The sequence below is a fragment of the Roseobacter sp. MED193 genome (assembly GCF_000152965.1).
Taxonomy (GTDB): Bacteria; Pseudomonadota; Alphaproteobacteria; order Rhodobacterales; family Rhodobacteraceae; genus Pseudophaeobacter.
The window spans coordinates 1,304,824-1,324,016 of the sequence record NZ_CH902583.1 but is presented as its reverse complement, the minus strand read 5'-3'; the positions used below and the strand labels follow the sequence as shown (position 1 = coordinate 1,324,016).

At 57.0% G+C, this 19,193-nt stretch carries 20 protein-coding genes; 6 read left to right on the top strand and 14 right to left on the bottom strand.

The window, feature by feature from the left end; genetic code table 11:
• Positions 1 to 101 precede the first annotated feature (101 nt).
• From MED193_RS08785 to folD, 3 genes are all read left to right on the top strand, one after another.
• Positions 102 to 677: an MOSC domain-containing protein gene (locus MED193_RS08785; RefSeq protein WP_009809342.1), complete on the top strand. Its 576-nt coding sequence runs from the start codon at positions 102 to 104 to the stop codon at positions 675 to 677.
• 186 nt (positions 678 to 863) lie between these two features.
• The gene (locus MED193_RS08780) at positions 864 to 2,540 is read left to right on the top strand and encodes a formate--tetrahydrofolate ligase (RefSeq protein ID WP_009809341.1); all 1,677 of its coding nucleotides are present in this window, start codon (positions 864 to 866) and stop codon (positions 2,538 to 2,540) included.
• Positions 2,541 to 2,712: 172 nt separating this feature from the next.
• On the top strand, positions 2,713 to 3,615 hold the full coding sequence (folD, locus tag MED193_RS08775) for a bifunctional methylenetetrahydrofolate dehydrogenase/methenyltetrahydrofolate cyclohydrolase FolD (RefSeq protein WP_009809340.1): 903 nt from the start codon (positions 2,713 to 2,715) through the stop codon (positions 3,613 to 3,615).
• A 60-nt stretch (positions 3,616 to 3,675) separates the two neighbouring features.
• Here folD and MED193_RS08770 read toward each other — a convergent pair whose 3' ends face one another.
• Both MED193_RS08770 and MED193_RS08765 read right to left on the bottom strand, forming a co-directional pair.
• Complete coding sequence (locus MED193_RS08770; protein WP_009809339.1) at positions 3,676 to 4,185, bottom strand: hypothetical protein; 510 nt, start codon at positions 4,183 to 4,185, stop codon at positions 3,676 to 3,678.
• 15 nt (positions 4,186 to 4,200) lie between these two features.
• On the bottom strand, positions 4,201 to 4,599 hold the full coding sequence (locus tag MED193_RS08765) for a DUF2306 domain-containing protein (protein ID WP_009809338.1): 399 nt from the start codon (positions 4,597 to 4,599) through the stop codon (positions 4,201 to 4,203).
• A 115-nt stretch (positions 4,600 to 4,714) separates the two neighbouring features.
• On the opposite strand from MED193_RS08765, the gene MED193_RS08760 reads away from it, so the two are divergent.
• Positions 4,715 to 5,491 (top strand): LytTR family DNA-binding domain-containing protein, encoded by a 777-nt coding sequence (locus MED193_RS08760; RefSeq protein WP_157041317.1) that lies wholly within the window; start codon positions 4,715 to 4,717, stop codon positions 5,489 to 5,491.
• A 12-nt stretch (positions 5,492 to 5,503) separates the two neighbouring features.
• Here MED193_RS08760 and MED193_RS08755 read toward each other — a convergent pair whose 3' ends face one another.
• Positions 5,504 to 5,911 carry a PaaI family thioesterase gene (locus tag MED193_RS08755; RefSeq protein WP_009809336.1) on the bottom strand — a complete coding sequence of 136 codons (408 nt, stop codon included), beginning with the start codon at positions 5,909 to 5,911 and terminating at the stop codon, positions 5,504 to 5,506.
• Positions 5,912 to 6,324: 413 nt separating this feature from the next.
• Between MED193_RS08755 and MED193_RS08750 the strand changes: the two genes are divergently transcribed.
• On the top strand, positions 6,325 to 6,810 hold the full coding sequence (locus tag MED193_RS08750; protein WP_009809335.1) for a DUF4405 domain-containing protein: 486 nt from the start codon (positions 6,325 to 6,327) through the stop codon (positions 6,808 to 6,810).
• A gap of 74 nt (positions 6,811 to 6,884) precedes the next feature.
• Here the strand turns inward: MED193_RS08750 and MED193_RS08745 are convergent, their stop codons facing one another.
• Positions 6,885 to 7,451: a hypothetical protein gene (locus tag MED193_RS08745; RefSeq protein WP_009809334.1), complete on the bottom strand. Its 567-nt coding sequence runs from the start codon at positions 7,449 to 7,451 to the stop codon at positions 6,885 to 6,887.
• Positions 7,448 to 8,755: an ATP-binding protein gene (locus MED193_RS08740; protein WP_009809333.1), complete on the bottom strand. Its 1,308-nt coding sequence runs from the start codon at positions 8,753 to 8,755 to the stop codon at positions 7,448 to 7,450. Before MED193_RS08740 ends, MED193_RS08745 begins: the two co-directional genes overlap by 4 nt.
• A gap of 355 nt (positions 8,756 to 9,110) precedes the next feature.
• Between MED193_RS08740 and MED193_RS08735 the strand changes: the two genes are divergently transcribed.
• The gene (locus tag MED193_RS08735; protein WP_009809332.1) at positions 9,111 to 10,139 is read left to right on the top strand and encodes a hypothetical protein; all 1,029 of its coding nucleotides are present in this window, start codon (positions 9,111 to 9,113) and stop codon (positions 10,137 to 10,139) included.
• Positions 10,140 to 10,263: 124 nt separating this feature from the next.
• On the opposite strand, the gene MED193_RS08730 is transcribed toward MED193_RS08735, so the two are convergent.
• The 9 genes from MED193_RS08730 to MED193_RS08690 form a co-directional block, all read right to left on the bottom strand.
• Complete coding sequence (locus MED193_RS08730) at positions 10,264 to 10,770, bottom strand: prepilin peptidase (protein WP_009809331.1); 507 nt, start codon at positions 10,768 to 10,770, stop codon at positions 10,264 to 10,266.
• Positions 10,771 to 10,772: 2 nt separating this feature from the next.
• Entirely contained in the window at positions 10,773 to 11,624 is an 852-nt protein-coding gene (locus MED193_RS08725; protein WP_009809330.1) for a lipopolysaccharide assembly protein LapB, read from the bottom strand.
• A 28-nt stretch (positions 11,625 to 11,652) separates the two neighbouring features.
• Positions 11,653 to 12,252, bottom strand: coding sequence for a tetratricopeptide repeat protein (locus tag MED193_RS08720; RefSeq protein ID WP_009809329.1), 600 nt, complete (start codon positions 12,250 to 12,252; stop codon positions 11,653 to 11,655).
• Positions 12,253 to 13,233, bottom strand: a complete 981-nt coding sequence (locus MED193_RS08715) for a type II secretion system F family protein (protein ID WP_009809328.1) — start codon at positions 13,231 to 13,233, stop codon at positions 12,253 to 12,255.
• Between the two features lie 10 nt (positions 13,234 to 13,243).
• Positions 13,244 to 14,212, bottom strand: coding sequence for a type II secretion system F family protein (locus tag MED193_RS08710; protein WP_009809327.1), 969 nt, complete (start codon positions 14,210 to 14,212; stop codon positions 13,244 to 13,246).
• A 2-nt stretch (positions 14,213 to 14,214) separates the two neighbouring features.
• Positions 14,215 to 15,654 (bottom strand): CpaF family protein, encoded by a 1,440-nt coding sequence (locus tag MED193_RS08705; RefSeq protein WP_009809326.1) that lies wholly within the window; start codon positions 15,652 to 15,654, stop codon positions 14,215 to 14,217.
• Between the two features lie 41 nt (positions 15,655 to 15,695).
• Positions 15,696 to 16,934, bottom strand: coding sequence for an AAA family ATPase (locus MED193_RS08700; RefSeq protein WP_009809325.1), 1,239 nt, complete (start codon positions 16,932 to 16,934; stop codon positions 15,696 to 15,698).
• 172 nt (positions 16,935 to 17,106) lie between these two features.
• A complete protein-coding gene (locus MED193_RS08695; RefSeq protein WP_039966054.1) occupies positions 17,107 to 17,736 on the bottom strand; it encodes an OmpA family protein in 630 nt (209 codons plus the stop codon).
• 20 nt (positions 17,737 to 17,756) lie between these two features.
• Positions 17,757 to 19,154 (bottom strand): type II and III secretion system protein family protein, encoded by a 1,398-nt coding sequence (locus MED193_RS08690; RefSeq protein WP_050757581.1) that lies wholly within the window; start codon positions 19,152 to 19,154, stop codon positions 17,757 to 17,759.
• Positions 19,155 to 19,193: the final 39 nt, after the last annotated feature.

The window sequence follows — 19,193 nt, the reverse complement described above, 5'->3', positions numbered from 1 at the left end:
GCGCCCGGATCGCTATGCGATCCGAAACAGGCTTCCTATTGCTGCTGGCGGCAGTATGGTCGCGGTCAATGCGCAGATTGATACAGAACAGAGGGTGAGACATGCCGGTATTGCTGGAAACAGAATTCAAAGGGGAAGTGGTTTGGGCGGGGGAAACTGCATCAGACAGCGGTATTTCTGCTTCGGTTGTTGAAGCTCTTACATTTGGTTTTCACGGTATTAGCGGCGAGCGGCGTCAGGGTGAGAACCGGGCTTCTTGTGTGCGCGTGCGCAATCTCTATCCAGAAGGCACGAAAATTCGAAACGTACGACAACTGACGGTCCTCTCGGAGGAGGAACTGGCGTTGATCGCCGCTGACATGGGGCTGGACCAGGTCGACCCATCGGCATTGGGGGCCAATTTGGTGCTACGCGGCATTCCGGATTTCACCTTTGTGCCGCCTTCCTCACGTTTGCAGGGGCCGGATGGGGTTACCCTGACTGTGGATATGGAAAACCGCCCCTGCATTTTTCCAGGCCGTGAAATCGAAAAGGACCATGCTGGCTTTGGCCCGAAGTTCAAACCGGCCGCAAAGGGGCGGAGGGGAATCACCGCCTGGGTGGAGCGTCCGGGGCATCTAAAGCTTGGTGATAGCCTGCGGTTGTTTGTGCCGGATCAGCGCGCCTGGGCCCCCTAGGGCAACCCATCGGGTACAGAACTTTCGTTTTGGCGACTTTCGTCCCCTCAATCTTTGCCTCGACGCCGCTTCATGGCCGGATAATGTCGGAAATCACGCGCGCGAATTGCCGCATTCTGACTAAATCTGGAACAGATCCGGCACATCAAAGTCGGTGTTTGTATTCTCACATTCAGGAACCAGGCCATGAGCTACAAGAGTGACATCGAGATCGCCCGCGAGGCGAATAAGCTCCCGATCCAGGAAATCGGTGCCAAGATTGGCATCTCCAGCGATGATCTGCTGCCCTATGGTCACGACAAGGCCAAGGTCAGCCAGGACTTCATCAACTCGGTTCAGGATCGCACAGACGGCAAGCTGATCCTTGTCACCGCGATCAACCCAACACCCGCAGGCGAAGGCAAGACCACTACAACCGTGGGTCTGGGCGATGGTCTGAACCGCATTGGCAAAAACGCCATGGTCTGTATTCGCGAAGCAAGCCTGGGCCCGAACTTCGGCATGAAGGGCGGCGCTGCTGGTGGTGGCTATGCGCAGGTCGTGCCCATGGAGGAAATGAACCTCCACTTCACCGGTGACTTCCATGCGATCACCTCGGCACATTCGCTGCTTTCTGCGATGATCGACAACCACATCTACTGGGGTAACGCATGCGAGATCGACATTCGCCGCGTGGCCTGGCGCCGTGTGGTTGACATGAACGACCGGGCTCTGCGTCAGATTACCGCTTCTCTTGGGGGCGTGTCCAACGGCTTCCCCCGTGAAACCGGATTTGACATCACCGTGGCCTCCGAGGTCATGGCGATTCTCTGTCTGGCCACTGATCTGAAGGATCTTGAAAAGCGCCTGGGCGACATCATTGTGGCCTATCGCCGCGACAAGACCGCTGTTTACTGCCGCGACATCAAGGCCGAAGGTGCAATGACCGTGCTGCTGAAAGACGCGATGCAGCCTAACCTAGTGCAGACCCTAGAAAACAACCCGGCCTTTGTGCATGGCGGTCCTTTCGCCAATATCGCCCATGGCTGTAACTCGGTCATCGCCACCAAAACCGCGATGAAAGTCTGCGACTACGTTGTGACCGAAGCGGGCTTTGGGGCGGACCTTGGCGCTGAGAAATTTATGAACATCAAATGCCGCAAGGCCGATATCGCGCCTTCAGCCGTCGTCTTGGTCGCCACCGTGCGGGCGATGAAAATGAACGGCGGCGTTGCCAAGGCCGATCTGGGGGCCGAAAATGTCGAGGCCGTCAACAATGGCTGCGCCAACCTGGGCCGTCACATCGAGAACATCAAAAGCTTTGGTGTGCCCGTTGTTGTCGCCATCAACCACTTTGTCACCGATACCGATGCCGAAGTGCAGGCCGTCAAAGCCTATGCCGAAACCCACGGCGTTGAGGCGGTTTTGTCGCGTCACTGGGAGTTGGGCTCGGAAGGGTCTGCGGATCTGGCCAAGAAGGTTGTTGAAATCGTCGATACCGGATCGGCCAACTTTGCGCCGATCTACCCTGACGACATGTCACTCTTCGACAAGATCGACACCATCGCCAAGCGTATCTACCGTGCGGACGAAGTGCTGGCCGACAACAAGATTCGCAACCAGCTGAAAGAGTGGGAAGCTGCAGGATACGGGAACCTGCCGGTCTGCATGGCAAAAACCCAGTATTCCTTCTCGACTGACCCCAGCCTACGTGGCGCGCCTGTTGGCCATTCGGTTCCGGTTCGCGAAGTACGCCTTTCGGCAGGGGCAGGTTTCATCGTTGCGGTTTGCGGCGAGATCATGACCATGCCGGGTCTGCCCCGCACCCCAGCGGCAGAAAACATCCACCTGAACGAAGATGGACAGATCGAAGGCTTGTTCTAAGCTCAAAAACACGCAATCTGCGGCCCGAGACAGTCTCTCGGGCCGCATGAGTTTCTACCCGGGCCCAAGGGCGAGACCTTCGCACCCATTGCGATCCGGGCAGAGGTCTAGATCCCACGGGTGATATCGGTAAAAAGCGGGCCGTGAGGTGCGCGGTAAAAGGAAGAATGCAATGGCAGCAAACATCATTGACGGCAAAGCCTTCGCCGCCACAGTACGGGAAAAAGTGGCAGGCCATGTTGCGCGGCTGAAAGAAGAAAACGACATCACCCCGGGTCTTGCCGTGGTTCTGGTGGGCGAAGATCCTGCCTCTCAGGTCTATGTGCGCTCCAAGGGCAAGCAGACTGTTGAGGTCGGCATGAACTCCTATGAGCACAAGATGGACGCCGATACCTCACAAGAGGATTTGCTGGCGGTCATCACCAAGCTGAACAATGACCCTGCGGTGCATGGCATTCTGGTGCAGCTGCCGCTGCCGGGTCATTTGAACGAAGATCTGATCATCAACTCGATCGCGCCAGAAAAGGACGTGGACGGGTTTCACATCTCCAACGTGGGCCTGTTGGGCACGGGGCAGAAAGCCATGGTGCCCTGCACCCCGCTGGGCTGCCTTATGATGCTGCGGGACTATCATGGCAGTCTCTCGGGTATGGATGCAGTGGTGATTGGCCGCTCCAACATCGTTGGAAAGCCGATGGCACAACTGCTGCTGGGTGACAGCTGCACAGTTACAATTGCACATAGCCGCACCAAGGATTTGGCAGAGGTGGTGCGTCGTGCCGATATCGTGGTTGCCGCTGTGGGCCGTCCTGAAATGGTACCAGGGGACTGGATCAAAGAGGGCGCCACTGTCATCGACGTTGGGATCAACCGGATCCCTGCGCCAGAAAAGGGCGAAGGTAGGATGAAACTGGTGGGCGACGTGGACTTCGCCAGCTGCTCTGAGCGAGCTGGAGCCATTACGCCGGTTCCCGGTGGTGTCGGCCCGATGACCATTGCCTGCCTGTTGGCCAATACCGTGACCGCCTGCTGTCGCGCCAATGGTCTGGCGGAGCCTGAAGGGCTGACGGCCTGAACTGGTAGCCACTGAATTCTTGCATAAGAAGGGCGCTCCTGAGGGGCGCCCTTTTTTGCACTAGGCCAGGGAAGGTGTCGAGTTGGGCCAGGTGGCCAAGCGCAACGGTCGACCAAGGAAACTGCCAGAGGCGAGGCCCAGAAGGCCGGGAAACAGGATCTGGTAGGTCACCCCTGCTGTCAGCTCCGGTAGCACTGCTGCCAGGGCGCCATTGGCGAAATTGGCCCAGAACAGCAGCATCATCACTGTGAGACTTAGCCACTCCCCAGCGACCTCGGCCCGCAGACCTCTGCGGGCGACGATCCAGCGTCCCTGGACCCAGAAACCACCACCGATGCCACCAAGGTAGGCAAAACCCCATGACATAAAGGCCAGCTCGCCCGAGTGCTGCGCCAGCAGGGTGGGCACATTGGTCAGGGCAATCAGCGGCATCAGAAAATAGGGCAGAATGGACATTTCACGCCTGCGGCTACAGTGCAGCCCCAGCGCGATGAGCAGGAGCAATAGTGGCCAAATCCAGAGCGGGGCACCGTAAAAAATGCCGGTCAGAAAGCCAGTCAAGAATTCCATCAAACTATTCCTTGGTTAAAGACTAAAAAGGACGGCGTGCATCAGCCGACCAGGAAGCAGGGTAAAGGCACCGGCACCCATCAGGGCCGCAAAGGTGATCCAAATCATCACCTGGCGATGCTGGCGGATCCTCTGGTGCCGTGCGGCCAAGACCGCCGCCAGAAGCGCGATCAGCGTCCCGATTGACAGCAAATGGATCGGGCTAAAGCCGCCAATCAGGCGGATTTCTTGGATCCAGAAACTGGTGAGCGCAACGCAAGTGATCAATAAAACCCAGGTCCAGCCTAGGATCCGGTGCAGGCGGTTTCCGCGCTTTAGCGAGAAAATTGTGATGGTCAGCGGGATCAGGGCCAGGGCAGCGAAGGCATGTAGCTGTATCGGCAAAGGCGCGTTAACTAGCGGTGAGAAAGTCATATCGGGTCCGTGGTTGATATCTGTTCTCAAGCCATGGCAAATTCGATGCACTATCAGCAAAGTGATTTACGCCAGAGACGTTCTGGCTTCGTAAAATGCAGGGATTTGGGACGTAATGTCATTCACGAAGCGTGAAAAACCAATGGCGGTCTCGCTGTTCTTGCTCTGGGCATTGCTAACGGTTTTTGCTGCGGCCACTGGCCCCTTTGGCACTTTTGAGGGGCTGGGTTTAGGCGGTCGCATTGCCTATTGGGCGGTCATTGTGGGCGTGTCGATCGGGCTGACCAGGCTGCAGTTGCATCTGTTGCGGGGCGCGCCGCAAATCCTGCGCTTTGCCAGCCAGCTGCCCTATGGGTTGGCCTTGGCCGCCCTGGCGCATGGCATGAACCTGATGATATTTCCGCAGTGGGGCGGCTGGGCGGATTTTGGCTTTTTGGCCCTGGTGACGCTCAGCGTTGTCTTGATGATCGAAGCCGCCGTGTTCCTCGGGCGCCGCCACCTAGCTGCCAACACCCTCAGAGGGGCAGCGCCAGACGCCAAGGATCAGCTGCCAGAGAGGGGAGCGCAAGCGCCCCCAAACCCCGAGGTTCTATTTCAACGGCGTCTGCCCCTGGACAAACGCGGCGCGCTAATCCGGTTGGAGGCGCAGGATCACTATCTATTGGTGGTCACGGATAAGGGTAGCGAGACCCTGTTGATGCGCCTGGGCGATGCAGCTAGTGAACTGGCCGATGTCGGCCTGCGGGTGCATCGTTCCCACTGGGTCAGCCGCGCTCAGGTACGAGGACATATCCGGCAAAAGGGGCGGGATGTCCTCAAGATGTCTGATGGCGAGCCCGTTCCTGTCAGCCGCAGTTACAAGGCTGCGGCGCAGGCCGCGGGTGTTTTGTAGCGGGAATCTTCATTAGAGCGAGACAGGGATCATAGTGCCCTGCAGCACCGCAATGAGTTTTTCCGTCTCTTCGGTGACGGCGTGAACTTCGGCGCTGACCACAACGAGGCGGCGGCCGGGTTTGATGACGCGACCAGTTGCACGCAGATAGTCCCCAGCGCCTGGTGCCAACAGGTTCACCTTGATCTCCGCCGTCATTACCTCTTGCTCCTCAGGCAGCAGCGTCAGTGCTGAATATCCTGCCGCGCTGTCGCCGATTGCAAAGGTCAGTGCCGCATGCGCGTAGCCCTGCTGTTGGCGACTTGTGCCCAGGATGGGGGCGGTGATCACCACCTCTCCGGGAGTTATGCTGGCGATCGTGGCTCCGAGGGTCTCCATCATGCTTTGACGGGCAAAGCTGTCGCGAATGCGCTGTTCCAAAGGCGGCTCCTTTTGGTGGTTCTGAGCTTGTTTTGATGGTCAGCCTAGCGCAACAAACGGGGGCTGGGCAGGTGACGCGGCGCCACATCCAGGTTGTCATGCCGTCAGATTGCCTTCCACAGGCATAAGCGAGGGGAACGCCTGAATGTGGATCCGTTATGGGCGTTGCTCGTAGTTCCATCATTTCAGAACGCCAGCAAAGGCAGAGGGCTTTTCAGGGTCCGGAAGGCTGGGCTCTATGCACAAAATGGGCCCCAATGCCTCTTACATTTCTGCGCTGAAATGGCTTGGGGTTGAGGTTTCGATGCGCAGAGGGAGCGCCCCGATTTTTATCTGTTTTGTGAAGAAAGGCGACGGAATTTCGGCGCTGCTGCGTCCAAACTTAAAGCAAGACACATACAGGAGCATTGCTGATGTCCACCCTACGTAATTGGGCCACGCCTTTGACCGTTGCGACATTTCTTTTTATGGGAGTGACGGGGATTTTGATGTTCTTTCATTTGGATAGCACGCTGAACAAGCTGCTGCATGAATGGGGCGGCTGGCTGATGGTGATTGGCGTGCTGGCACATCTGCTGCTGAACTGGCGTCCCTTTACCACCTACTTAAAGCGTCCGCTGGCCAAGGGTATCATGGGGCTAGGGGCCGTGGTCCTGGCGGTGTCCTTCTGGCCGGTTTCCAGCGGTGGTAGTCCGGTGCAACAAGTCATGCAGGCGGTGGCGCAGTCGGATGTTGCAACGGTCATCGCGCTAAGCGGCCAGGAGCTGGACGCAGGCCTGAAGGCGCTGACTGCGGCTGGGCTGGTGGCGGACAGTAGCACCACCATGGCGGAGCTCACCGGTGGTACGCGCGCGATGCAAATGCAGGTGATTGATGTGTTGTTTGGCGCAGGCCAGTGAGGCAGCGATTGGCAGGCGGCATCCGCGCCGAACCTATCGGCTCTCGGGTAACGGGGCGATTTTGCCGTAGCGCATCAACTAAGCGGGAAACAGTATTCGAGCCGGTATTGCTCAAGCAGAGAAATGAAATGGCTCGGCTTCTGGGGGCTCTCCAGCATATCGTGCAGGATAAAGAAACGGGTCGAATCCTTGTAGATATAGCTATCCTCTCCCTCTCTGGGGGAGGGGGTGTAGGGCGGTTTGGGATTGCGGCGCATGGCCATTTCGTGGCGCGCAACGGCCCCTTTTGCCATTGAGAATATCATGATGGCCCCCCCTTTTCCGTGAACGAAGTCGGGGATCCAGGTGAAGCGACGTCCGTCGTGGTCTGGATCTTGCAGCTGCAAATCCTTCAGGTTGAGCCGAAACGAGGACCACAGAACCTTGCCGTGGTCTTCCCAGTCTTCATAGACATAGGTGGTGAGGGTACAGTGGTTCAGGCGTATTTCATGCCGCCGTTCTACGGTTTCATGAAAGCCTGCGGCTTCCAGCTGGGCAGCCAGGGCCTGCCGGTCTGTCTGGGCGGCGGCTAGAGAGGCCACAAGGGCGGTCAGGCTTGCCAGGACAGCTGCACAGATATGGCCCAAAGCGGGTGTCTTCATTTTACAATGTGCTCGTCTTTCACAAACATATTTGCCCAGGCACGGTCGATCAGTTCCGGCGACATCTGATAGGGGATACCTTCAAACTCGCAGATCGCTATCATCTGATCAATCAAGAAGATCGGCTGATAATTGGCATAGGTATTGTCGATGGTTGGGTACTTCGCCTTAAGCAGGTGTACCAGGGCGCTCTCCTCCAGGGGCATGCCGCGTTTGCGGGCCACCATGGCAAAGATCTTGAGGAAGTTTTCCTGGTTTGGCCCGTCGATCTTGATCTTGAAGAAGATCCGCCGCAGCGCCGCTTGGTCAAAGATTTCATTGGGGTGAAAGTTGGTTGAGAAGATCACCAGCGTGTCAAAGGGTACTTCGAATTTCTCCCCCGATTGCAGGGCGAGGATATCTTTGTTTTCTTCCAGAGGGACAATCCAGCGGTTGACCAGGGTCTGAGGCGGTTCCGCCTGGCGGCCAAGGTCATCGACGATGAAGATGCCTCCTGCGGATTTTAGTTGCAAGGGTGCCTGATAGGTGCGCGCAGTGGGGTTGTAGACCAGATCCAGCATATCCAGCGTCAGCTCGCCGCCTGTGATCACGGTGGGGCGTTCACATTTCACATAGCGGCTGTCGAACCGTTTGGGGCGGCGAATGGCGTTGGGATCTTCTGGCGCTTCTTCAATCAGCGTATGCACGATAGGGTCATAGACGGTGATCACCTGGCCGGCATATTCAATCGCGCGGGGCACATAGACGTGATCGCCCAGGGCATCGCGAATACCGTTGGAGATCGAGGATTTACCGTTGCCAGGCGGGCCATACATCAGGATCGAACGGCCCGCGCTGACCGCTGGGCCCAAATGATCCAGCAGGCTGTCAGGCAATACCAGATGGCCCATGGCGCTGACCAATTGCTTGCGGGTCACCATGATATTGCGGATCGACTGGCGTTCGATTTGTTCGCGGTAGACATCCAACGGCACGGGCATGGGGCCGAAATACTCGGACTGGGCCAGCGAATCCTGGGCGCGGGCCTTGCCTGCATCCGTGAGCTGGTAGCCCATTTCGTTGCCACTATTGGCGTTGAGCGTGCCCGTGGCCTCCAGCAGTTTCTGCTCGCGGGCCATATCGATCAGCTCTTGTGTTATCGGAATGGGCAGGCAGATGGCCTCGGCGACTTCGCTGACGACATTGACGTTCTTGCGAAAGATCGTCTTGAGCAGAATGTCCCGCATCATCACGATTGGCAGCTGCATCTGCTCCAGTCCCTTTGGGGTGGGCGGGGCAGTGACGGGGCTGTTTTGCATGTTCATCTGGTGGCCTGCTTATCTGTTCGTTAGACGCCGTGCCTGCCAAAGGGCCAGGGGGCTTTGCGCAACAGTCTATTCACCACTGCGGCAAGACTGAGGCAGGTAGAAAGCAATTTGACGGTGGATGAGACGGATTAGATCGGATTCGAAAAAGATCGACAGGATTTGATGGGGGCCTAGCGGTGGGAAGTCTCGGATCGTCGCTGCGCGCCGGATCGTGGCAGTCGGCCGCCGTCTTGCGGCGTATAAAGCGGCTTACCCGCTGCCACTTACCGTACGCGACCTGCCCAGCGTGGTTAATTTGATTTTAGACAGTCCAGTGTACCCAATGGGGCGAGGGCAACCGCGAGGGACCACAATGTATAGCTATCTGAAGCAACTATCACGCGTTTTGGTTTTGTTGCTGGTTCTGTGTGGAACTTTGGTGGCCAATCGGGCTGTCGCGCAAGATTTTGTCCCGAAATGGATCGACTATGCGCAGCTTGACTTTGGAACCTATGCGCGCTGTGCCAAGCCAAGCTGCAAGACAACATTCCCCACACGTGGCAATCGGTGGTACGGCGCGCTGGAGGGCACCGTTGGGCGGCTCAGCTTTGGTTTGGCAGCACATGGCTACAGAGCAATCGCAATGGGTTACGGTGGGCACGTCTACGTGAGACAGTACAGCCTTGGCATAGATATGACCGATAACATCAGCGCCTATGCGATCCAGGGGGATGTGAATAGCAACTATCAGTATGCACGCGATTATAGTGTTTTGGGGCTTGAACTGAGCTTCGGCGATTTCCAGTTCGCGGGTGAGCATCAGCGTGCCAAGACACATTATTTTGAGCCAAAAATCAAACAGTTTGCGGGGCTTTGGCAGGCCGGAGAAGCAACCAGTATATACGCAACCTATTGGAAACGCGGGTTGCTCCGGCACGGTTCGCTTGGCGTTCACTACGAAGGGCCGCGTCTCACCTTGGATGCGGTGAATTACTTTTATCACTCGGACTTTGGCAATGGGAACATGTGGGTCTCAGCGCGCTATGGGTTCAAACCCCGCTTTAGTGAACAGCCCTTTTCGGTGTTTGGCAGTCTTGGGTTCAGTCCAAATTACGTTGATCAGTGGGGCGTGTATACACTTGGTCTTGGGGCACCAATTGCGCAGAACACATTCTTGGAATTCACCTATTCCGGTTGGTATGCGGGCAGTATTTCGAACACCGAATTTGCAAACATTGGAATACGCCTGCGCTACAAGTTTGGACGCAAGCGCAAGCGGGTGCTGGACCAGATAACGGATTACGTGCGTGAAGCTCGCGAGCCCTATCTTGTCTATTATGACACCACACCGTTGTCGCGTGGCCTGTTTGGCTATGTCGGGCGCTACCTTCCGATCGAGTAGGCATAGATAATAGCTAGGCCCAGCGTGAACAGCTAGCTTTCAGCCGACAGAGCCGACGGTGTAGTTCTGCGCCGGTTCGCTTGGAGCCTGGGCAACAGAGGGCCCACAGTCGGGCCGAAACAGATTATTGTCCGAAATAGGCGACCAGGATCAAGTATATGGCAAGGGTTCCGCCGAGGCTGAAGCCCATGGGGAACTTCTTGCCGACGCTCCAGCTCTGCCAGTTTGGTGCCAGACGGTTGAGAGGTGTGAACTTTGCCAGACGGTGCGTCGCAAAGGCGGCCAGCAGGTTGGCGGTATAGATCATGATGAGCGCAGGCAGGTCGGCCAGGACCACCAGCGGCGCGGCTGCGCCAATGAATTTGGCATCACCTGCGCCCATGACGCCAGCTGAATAGAATAAAAAACCGATGGCAACGCCAATGGGCAGATGCAACAATTGCCAGCCGTAGTCCGCCCAGGATGGCATGATAAACAGCCCCAGGATGACGTAGACCGCGCCGAGGCTGTCCGTAATCCAGTTTGGGATGCGCATACTGGACAGATCGGTATAGGCCGCCGCAAAACACAGCGGCAGCACAAAGGGCAGGAACCAGCGGGCGACTTCGGCCGAGCCGGCAAGAACCGCCATGATCAGCCGTTCTCCAAAGCGCTCAAAGCCTTAGCTGCGGCTTCAAAATGTTGCGGATGGGTGGCAACTGCCTGACGCAGCAGGCCTTCGCCAATCTTGACATCGCCTTGCTTGACCGCTGAGAGCGCCAGCGTATGAAGCAGTTTCGCCTGCTCGGTCTGGGTCATGGTGATCACTGGCAAATCGTAATTGCGCTGTGCACCGCGGGCCAGAACCAGATTGTTCTTAGCTGTGAACAGGCTTTGATCCTGATGAATGGCTTCGCCAAACAGGCGTTCTGCTTCGCGGTAGTCGCCACGCGATAGTTTGGAGTACCCCCAGTTATTCATGATTTTCGCCGGTTTGGTGGTCAGGCCTGCGGCGATTTCATAAAAGCTATCGGCGCGTTTCCAATCCTGATTGGCATCTGCGACCATGGCCTCTAGCCGGTAGCGTTGGTAGCTCTCATGGGTGGGGGGAATGGCATTCAGCGCCTCTTTGGCCCCGTCCCAATCGCCGGTGCGGATCAGAGAATCCGCCAGCCCGAGCCGGTCCTCATGGGTGGCATCCGGCAGCGCGGTCACCCGTTTCCAGGCCGCAACGGCCTCGGTGTTGCGTTTGGCGCGGATCAAGGAGATCGCCAAACCGCGCTGCAGGTCGATCCTGTCAGGGCTGCCTTTTGCGGTGTCTCGGAAGTAGTTCACGGCCTGGTTTGGATCTGCAACTGTCATCATCACGTCATTGAGATTGCTCTCATCAATGACGTTCACGTCCTGAAAGGCGCGTTCGACTGTTTCTTCGCCGTCTTGTTTGCCGCAGGCTGACAGCGCCACGGCGCCTGCCAGACATGCAGATACTAGAATTACATGGCGCATTTTTCTGCGTCCTTTTGCTGCTCTGCCTCTAAAGGTCCGGGGATTTGCGAATCGCGTAGCTCCCTCCGCCCTGTTGCACCAACTTGTAAGCGTTGTTTTCTGTGCTTTGATCGTCACTATGAGGGGTGTTCTCAAATTTTTCGAGGGCCAGACGCAAATTATCCCGGATTGCGTCACTTTCGCCATTGTTGAGCGCATAGGCGCGCTTGAGGATTTGCACTGCTTCCGCGGTTTTGCCCCGCTCCATCAACACGATGCCAAGATTGTTGTGCGGTTCAGCCCAATCCGGAGCCTGCTTGACTGCGCGACGTAGCAGATCCTCGGCCTGACCTAACCGGCCAAGCCCCAGATTGGCAGAGCCCAGGCTGGACAGAATTTCAGGGGTTAGCCCGTGATCCAGCGTAGCGCGGGTAAAGGCGTCCAGAGCAAGCTCATATTCCTCGGCCTCCATCAGGCGGTGCCCCACAAGCAATGGGTCGGCGCCTTCTTGGCGGCTGTCTACCCCCGGCGCCCAGGGATTCGCAGGCTCTGCCGGGGAACAGCCAACCGCCACCAAAGCAAAAGCAAAGGCGGCGGTGCAGGGGCCAAGTCGGCGAGCAAGAGGCGCCCACCCATTTTTTTTAGTCATTCAGTTGCCTGCATTACCCATGTTCATGATGTTCTTCACCGAAGGGCCAACCAGGATGATCAGCAACGGCGGAACCGTGAGCATCATTGTGGCAAGGGTCATCTTCACTGGCAACTTATTTGCGGCCTCTTCAGCCCGCATCACGCGTTTGTCCCGCATTTCAGAGGCATAGACCCGCAGGGCTTCGGCGATCGAGGTCCCAAAGGCAGCAGATTGAATCATCACAGTCACAAAGGAGGAAATATCCTGTACGCCGCAGCGCGTACCCATGTCGCGCAGAACCTTTTCCTTGTCCTTACCCGCCTTCATTTCATGGGCAACGATGTCGAATTCATAGTCCAGTTGCGGGTAAGAGGCCTTGAGCTCTGAGGCCACGCGAACGATCGACTGATCCAAGGATTGACCGGCCTCTACACAGACCAGCATCATATCCAGCGAGTCTGGAAACCCTGCTTCGATCTCTTCTTTGCGCTCTGCGATACGGCGTGTGACCCAATATTTGGGCAGCATATAGCCGGCACCACCGGGTCCAATGATGCGGATCATCAAAGCCTGGGTGTCGAATTCAAAACCAGCGTTCATCACATAGACGTAGAACAGCCCTAGGGCGAGACCGGCGAGGCCAAGAGACATCTGGGCAAAGTGAAAGAGCCGCACCGCATCTTTGGAATGATACCCGGCCTGGCGGAGCTTCAGCTCCATGGCCGAGAGTTCTTCGGCGTTCTGCGGCTCGAGGAAGCTGGCGAACTTCTGCAACTGCTCATTGCGGTTGTTCTGGCGCAGGCGTTCCTTTTGCGGCTTGCCTCGAGTTTCTGGAGCCTGGGCGCGTTGCAGTTTTTTCAGCGGATCTTCGGGTTGGTTCAGCAGCAACAGCGCCGCAATCACCACCATCAGGAGGCCGAGTAGTCCCAGAACCAGCAGTGGGCCAAAGGCGCCAAACTGATCCGTCAGGGTGGTTTCGATCGTGGTAAAGAGGCTCATTTTCTCATCCTCAAACCTTGATATTGGTCAAAACGCGCATCACAAACAGGTTTACCGTCAACATGATGCCAACAAAGAAACAGGCTGGGATGAAGTAGGGGTGATCCATCACGTCGTCGTAGTAGTTCGGATCCTTGAGAAGGGTACCGATAAGCGCCAGTAGTGGAAAAGCCGACAGGAACTTGCCGGACCACTGCGCTTCTGCCGTAATAGCCTTGACCCGGCGAAACAGCCGAAACCGTGCCCGGATCACCTTGGCCAGACCAGCCAGTACCTCGGCGAGATTACCGCCAGACTGCTGTTGGATGGTCACGGCAACGGAAAGAAAGCGCAAATCCTGAATATCCAGCCGTTCGGCCATTTCTTTCAGGGCTTCGCCGATATCGCGTCCATAGGCGCATTCGTCGGCGATAATGCCAAATTCGGTTGCTAGAGGGTCTTCGATTTCATGGGCGACGATCTGCACCGTTGAATTAAACGGATGCCCCACCCGCAGGCTTCGCACCATCAACTCCACCGCATCCGGCAGCTGTTCTTCGATCAAGGCCATGCGCTTGCCAGCCTTCCGGTTGACCCAGAAGAACACGCCGCCCACGCCAATCACGATGGAGGCAAGAACACGCAGGGGCAGGGGGGTATTGGTACCGATGCTCAAGCCAAAAAAGGCCAGGGTGGCGAGCCCGGCCATGATCATCATCAACTGTTTGGGGCTAAAGGCAATGGCGGCCTTTTGCGCCTTTTCTGCCAATATGGAATAGAGCGGGATGGTTTTGGATTTGCCATGCTGGCCCAGCTCTTTACGCAGCTGCTCGAGCACTTGCTCGCGGCTGCTGCCCTTTTCCATCATCTCCAAGCGGCGATTGACCTGGTTGTTCAATCGGATGGATTTTCCAAAGGCGACTAAATAGATGCCTTCGACCAGCACCACGACACCAACAAAGATCAGAATATAGATGACCGGTTCCGCACTCAGTTGCATCTTTAAACCTCCACTTTACTGGGTTCATAGATTGACGAAGGCAAGTCATAGCCCCACAGACGGAACCGTTCAGAATAGTGACTGCGCACGCCGCTAGCGGTGAAATGGCCGATGATCTTGTTGTCGGGTGTCAGGCCGACTCGCTGGAAGCGGAACAACTCCTGCATGGAGATCACATCGCCTTCCATGCCGGTAATTTCGGTGATCGAGGTCATCCGGCGCGAACCATCCTGCAGGCGCGAGGCCTGCACGATCACGTTCACAGCAGAGGAGATCTGACTGCGTACCGCCTTGATCGGCATCTCCATGCCGGCCATGGCGATCATATTCTCCAGTCGGCTGATACCATCGCGGGCCGAGTTGGCGTGGATGGTGGTCATCGAGCCATCGTGCCCTGTGTTCATCGCCTGCAACATGTCGATGACTTCTTCGCCGCGGGTCTCCCCCACGATGATCCGGTCAGGGCGCATCCGCAGAGCGTTCTTCAAACAGTCACGTGGCGAGACTTCGCCCTTGCCCTCAACATTTGGGGGGCGGCTTTCCATCCGGCCCACATGGGTTTGTTGCAGCTGAAGTTCCGCGGTATCCTCAATGGTCAGGATGCGTTCGGAGTTATCAATAAACGATGACAGCGCGTTCAGCGTGGTGGTCTTACCTGAACCGGTGCCGCCCGATACGATCACGTTGAGCCGGGTCGACACTGCGGCCTGAAGATAGGCGGCCATTTCTTCAGTAAAGGCGCCGAACTCGACCAGATCGTCAATGCCCAGTTTGTCTTTTTTGAATTTCCGGATCGACACCAGCGAGCCATCCACGGCTACGGGCGGCACCATGGCGTTAAAGCGTGAACCATCGGCTAGCCGAGCATCCACGTAGGGGTTGCTTTCATCAACACGACGCCCAACAGCCGAAACGATCTTATCGATGATCCGCATCAGGTGCTTTTCATCTTTGAAGGCAATATTGCTCAGCTGGAGTTTACCACTGCGTTCGATAAAGATCTGGTGGGGGCCGTTGACCAGAATATCGCTGACAGTCTCATCCTGCAAAAGCGTTTCAAGCGGGCCCAGGCCGGTGACTTCATCATAGAGCTCTTTGTTGAGCGTCATGCGGTCTTCGCGGTTGAGGACAATGCCTTTTTCTTCCAGGATCTCGGCAGCAATCGCAGAGATCTCACCGCGCAATTCAGCCTCTGGCGCGGTTTCCAAGGCAGCCAGATTGAGGTTTTCCAGCAGATCGCGGTGCAGCTGTACCTTAATCTCGCTGAGCCGTTCCTGGCGCTTGCGTTCTTTGTCATGCGCTGAGGCTTCAGCCGCCAGCCGCGCCATGGGGCGACGCAGGCTGGTTTTGGGCTGCGGGCTGGGCGCGGCTGCAACGGCGGCTTCAACGACCGGAGCTGCGACTTTGGGCTTGGATGACGACTTCTTGTACTTGGAAAACATGAGAGACCCCCCGGTTACTCAATGAAAAGGGACGTTAGAGACTAGGCGGCTGCCTCGGCCTCGTTGGCCCCCAAGTCGTGCAAAGAGCGTGCCAGTTTGCCGATCTCTTTGCGCAGGGGGTTCTTGGCATTTGATGTTGCAAGCGGCAGACCGTGGTCGCAGCTCTGAGTGATCGGCTTGCCGCCATCGGGCAGTTGCAGATCAATTGAGATCCCAAGACTTTCAGCCATGCGCTTCACCCGGCTTTTGCCGCTCAGGTCGGTGAATTTGGGCGCTCGGTTCAGAGCAAAGCGTAGCTTGTCAAAGGGCAGACCTTCGGACTGTAGCGCGCGCTTCATACGCAGCGCATTCTGGGCCGAGCGCATATCCAGTTCGATCAGGGCGAAATAGACATGGGCCATCTGCAAGATGGTCTCGGACCATTGGACCAGGGTGTGGGGCATGTCGATGATGACAAAATCAAAATGGCTGCGGGCCATCTCGACAACCCGTTCCACGTCCTCAACCGAGATGAAATCCAGCGGGATCATCTCGCTGGGCGCGGTCAAAACCTGGAGTTTGTCCTCAAAGGTCAGCAGGGCTTGGCCAAAGATATCGGCGTCCATCTCTTCGGTTTCGCTCAACATCTCCATGACCACCTCGCGGCGGGGCAGATCGAGATAGGTCGAAACCGACCCCTGTTGCATGTCAAAATCCAGTAAGCAGACCGAAGGGGTCTTTTGCGTGCTCATCTGGGCCAGTTCCCAAGCCAGGTTCACCGCCAGCGTGGTCGAGCCGGTGCCACCTGCGAGGCCATGGCAAACAATCACTGCGCCTTCACGGCGGGAATCGGCCTGCAGGGCATGCAGATTGTTTGGCGCAACCGGTTCCGGTTCGGGTGTGCTCAGGCGGTCGATGGCCGCCTGCAATTCGCGCTCGGGCAGCGGGTAGGGGATGAACTCATCGGCACCTTGACGCAGCAGGGTGTGCAGCGCTGCGGGGCTGACCTCTTCGGCAATCAGGATCACCTTGATATCGCGGGCCTTGGCCTGGGTGATGATTTCCCCCATTTGCGCTAGGTTGGCCTCATCTGCGCTATCCATGGCCAGGGCAACAAATTCCAGCGTCTCGGCTTCGGGTTGGGCAAAAAAGGCCATTGCTTCGCCAAACCCCAGATCCCCCCAGGCTTCACCAAGAGCGGTTTCCATGTCTTCAATCAGGAGGTCGAAGTTCTGCACGTCGCGACTGATCGTGCAGGCAACAATGGCAGCTGTTTCTGGTTGTGGCATTTCACCGCTCATCGACATTATCCTCTTGGTTTAAAAGCGGCCTAGCAAACACGGATTGCCTGACTGCCTCTGAGGATCAATGTCGATGAAGATCTGGGCAAGATTGGGGCCAAAAAGCCCCATTTATTGGGAAATGTTAAGAGTTCTTAAAACTCTAAGAACTCAGTTACCCTGACGTCTACGCTCATTCACCGGTGGTCGGCAATGACTGCTCGACCGTCAAGGTGGTGGCTGGGACCGCGCTTTCGACATAGTCGCGATAGACGATCTGCGCGTATTTCCCATCCAGAACCGTTGGGTGGCGTTTCAGGAAGCCGCTGACCTCGGTGACAGTGCGGCGATTGCGACGCTCGGGTTCTTGGGTCAGAATGAGCGGCTGGCTTTCCCCCTTCGAGACCATGGCCTCCAGGCGGCGGCGGTCAATGCCGCGGCTCACCAGATGGTTCACGGCCGAACGCGCGCGGCGCAGTCCAAGCTGTTTGTTGTAGCTATTGCCGCCCACCGCATCTGTGTGGCCATAGACCCGGAAACGGACCTCTGGGAATTGCTTGATCCAAGCGGCCTGGCGGTCCAAAACGGCACGGGCTTCGCCATCCAAACGTGCATCGTTAAAGGCAAAATTTATGGTGGTAGGGACTTCTTCGGCAAATCGGGCCGCCAGTTGGATGGCATACTCACCTTCACCGCGCATCACAGCTGCGTTGTTTGCCGTGGCCGCGCCCATGAGGCTGCTGTCGAGTGGCTCGCCGGCCTGGTTATGGCTGCAGGCTGTGGCGCTCAGGACCAGCCCAAGGATCGCTACGCTTTTGATCATTTTCCCGGTCATCCTTTGCTTTAGTCCATCACATAGCCATAAGAGCCATTGAAGTCTTGCTTGGCGACTTCGCTGGCTGGGCCTTTCTGAGAGTGGACCGTGCGGCCTAGCAGAAAGAGCTCAGACTCGCTGGGCGGTTTGATACGATCGGTCGGCAGGCTCAGGGCCTCGCCGCGGGTTGGGGTCACCAGATGGGCGCTGACAATAATGACGAGTTCTGTCTGCTCGCGCTGATAATCGGCGCTGCGAAACAGCGCGCCCAATACCGGGACGTCACCGATCCATGGAATCTGCGAAGTGTTATCGAGAAAGTCATCCTGGACCAGGCCCGCAACGGCAAAGCTCTCACCATCGCGCAACTCGACGGTCGTCGAGGTCTCGCGGCGCGAGAAGGCAGCAATCGAAAGGCCATTTGCGGTGACCGTATTGGAGGTATCAATTGCGGATACTGCGGCCTTGAGTTCAAGGTTGATCACATCACCATCAACAACCCGTGGAATGAAGTTCAGTTCGATCCCAAAAGGTTTGAATTCTACGGTCACGGTGCCCCCGTCTTGGGAGACCGGAATGGGATATTCACCGCCTGCCAGAAATTTAGCTTCCTGCCCGGAGAGGGCCGAGAGGTTTGGTTCTGCCAGGGTGCGCACGACACCTTTTTGTTCTAGGGCTTCTAGCAATAGGCCAACCTGAAGTGATCCGACGCCAAACTGAAAGGCCAGGGCGCCGGCGATACCGTCTTTGACTTCGATAGGAGTATTGCCCAAGCCGTTGTTACCAAAAAGCCACTGGCCTGTTTCCCCAGAGGCATTACCGTTCTGGCTTCCCAAGGCGACCGAGGAATGCAGCGCTTTGGAAACCGACCGCTGCATTTCAGCAAAGCGAACTTTCAACATGACCTGTTGCACGCCGCCGACGCTCATCAGGTTGCTTACCCGTTCGGGGGCATAGCGCTCTGCCAGGTCAAGGGCGCGTTGCAGGCGCGCGGCGCTGGACACATTGCCAGACAGAACGATCCCGTCGTTTGCTGTACGGACTTCGATCTGTTCACCCGGCAGAATCTGGCGCAGGCGCTCTTTGAATTCAGAGACATCCGCAGCAACCCGAACATTCACATTGGTGATCAACTTGCCTGAAGCATCCAGCAGAGTGAGCGTTGTCAGGCCAGGAGATTTTCCCAGTACATAGATGGTGCGATCAGACAGAGAGGAAATATCAGCGATATTGGGGTTGGCGATGCTCAGCTCGGCAAAGGGGTCATCGCTTTCGACAACCACCGCCCGGTTCATCGGCACATCCAGGGTGACAGAGGTACCCCGTTTGACCACGCGCAGCCCATTTGCCAGACCCATCTCTGGCACAGCAATACTGAGGAGCGAGAGCCCCGTGAGAGCTGCCGCCATAAATCTACGAATTTTCATGTGACCTGCCTTTCCGATCACGCCTCATTTTCGGGTCTT

Bases quoted from the DNA above. Each gene is read 5' to 3' on its own strand.
- MED193_RS08780 (WP_009809341.1), top strand. From the start codon at position 864: ATGAGCTACAAGAGTGACATCGAGATCGCCCGCGAGGCGAATAAGCTC.
- MED193_RS08710 (WP_009809327.1), bottom strand. From the start codon at position 14,212: ATGCAACTGAGTGCGGAACCGGTCATCTATATTCTGATCTTTGTTGGT.
- MED193_RS08690 (WP_050757581.1), bottom strand. From the start codon at position 19,154: ATGAAAATTCGTAGATTTATGGCGGCAGCTCTCACGGGGCTCTCGCTC.
- MED193_RS08725 (WP_009809330.1), bottom strand. From the start codon at position 11,624: ATGCGCCATGTAATTCTAGTATCTGCATGTCTGGCAGGCGCCGTGGCG.
- MED193_RS08750 (WP_009809335.1), top strand. From the start codon at position 6,325: ATGTCCACCCTACGTAATTGGGCCACGCCTTTGACCGTTGCGACATTT.
- MED193_RS08745 (WP_009809334.1), bottom strand. From the start codon at position 7,451: ATGAAGACACCCGCTTTGGGCCATATCTGTGCAGCTGTCCTGGCAAGC.
- folD (WP_009809340.1), top strand. From the start codon at position 2,713: ATGGCAGCAAACATCATTGACGGCAAAGCCTTCGCCGCCACAGTACGG.
- MED193_RS08705 (WP_009809326.1), bottom strand. From the start codon at position 15,654: ATGTTTTCCAAGTACAAGAAGTCGTCATCCAAGCCCAAAGTCGCAGCT.
- MED193_RS08715 (WP_009809328.1), bottom strand. From the start codon at position 13,233: ATGAGCCTCTTTACCACGATCGAAACCACCCTGACGGATCAGTTTGGC.
- MED193_RS08695 (WP_039966054.1), bottom strand. From the start codon at position 17,736: ATGATCAAAAGCGTAGCGATCCTTGGGCTGGTCCTGAGCGCCACAGCC.
- MED193_RS08700 (WP_009809325.1), bottom strand. From the start codon at position 16,934: ATGAGCGGTGAAATGCCACAACCAGAAACAGCTGCCATTGTTGCCTGC.
- MED193_RS08785 (WP_009809342.1), top strand. From the start codon at position 102: ATGCCGGTATTGCTGGAAACAGAATTCAAAGGGGAAGTGGTTTGGGCG.
- MED193_RS08730 (WP_009809331.1), bottom strand. From the start codon at position 10,770: ATGGCGGTTCTTGCCGGCTCGGCCGAAGTCGCCCGCTGGTTCCTGCCC.
- MED193_RS08760 (WP_157041317.1), top strand. From the start codon at position 4,715: ATGTCATTCACGAAGCGTGAAAAACCAATGGCGGTCTCGCTGTTCTTG.
- MED193_RS08735 (WP_009809332.1), top strand. From the start codon at position 9,111: ATGTATAGCTATCTGAAGCAACTATCACGCGTTTTGGTTTTGTTGCTG.
- MED193_RS08720 (WP_009809329.1), bottom strand. From the start codon at position 12,252: ATGACTAAAAAAAATGGGTGGGCGCCTCTTGCTCGCCGACTTGGCCCC.
- MED193_RS08770 (WP_009809339.1), bottom strand. From the start codon at position 4,185: ATGGAATTCTTGACTGGCTTTCTGACCGGCATTTTTTACGGTGCCCCG.
- MED193_RS08740 (WP_009809333.1), bottom strand. From the start codon at position 8,755: ATGAACATGCAAAACAGCCCCGTCACTGCCCCGCCCACCCCAAAGGGA.
- MED193_RS08765 (WP_009809338.1), bottom strand. From the start codon at position 4,599: ATGACTTTCTCACCGCTAGTTAACGCGCCTTTGCCGATACAGCTACAT.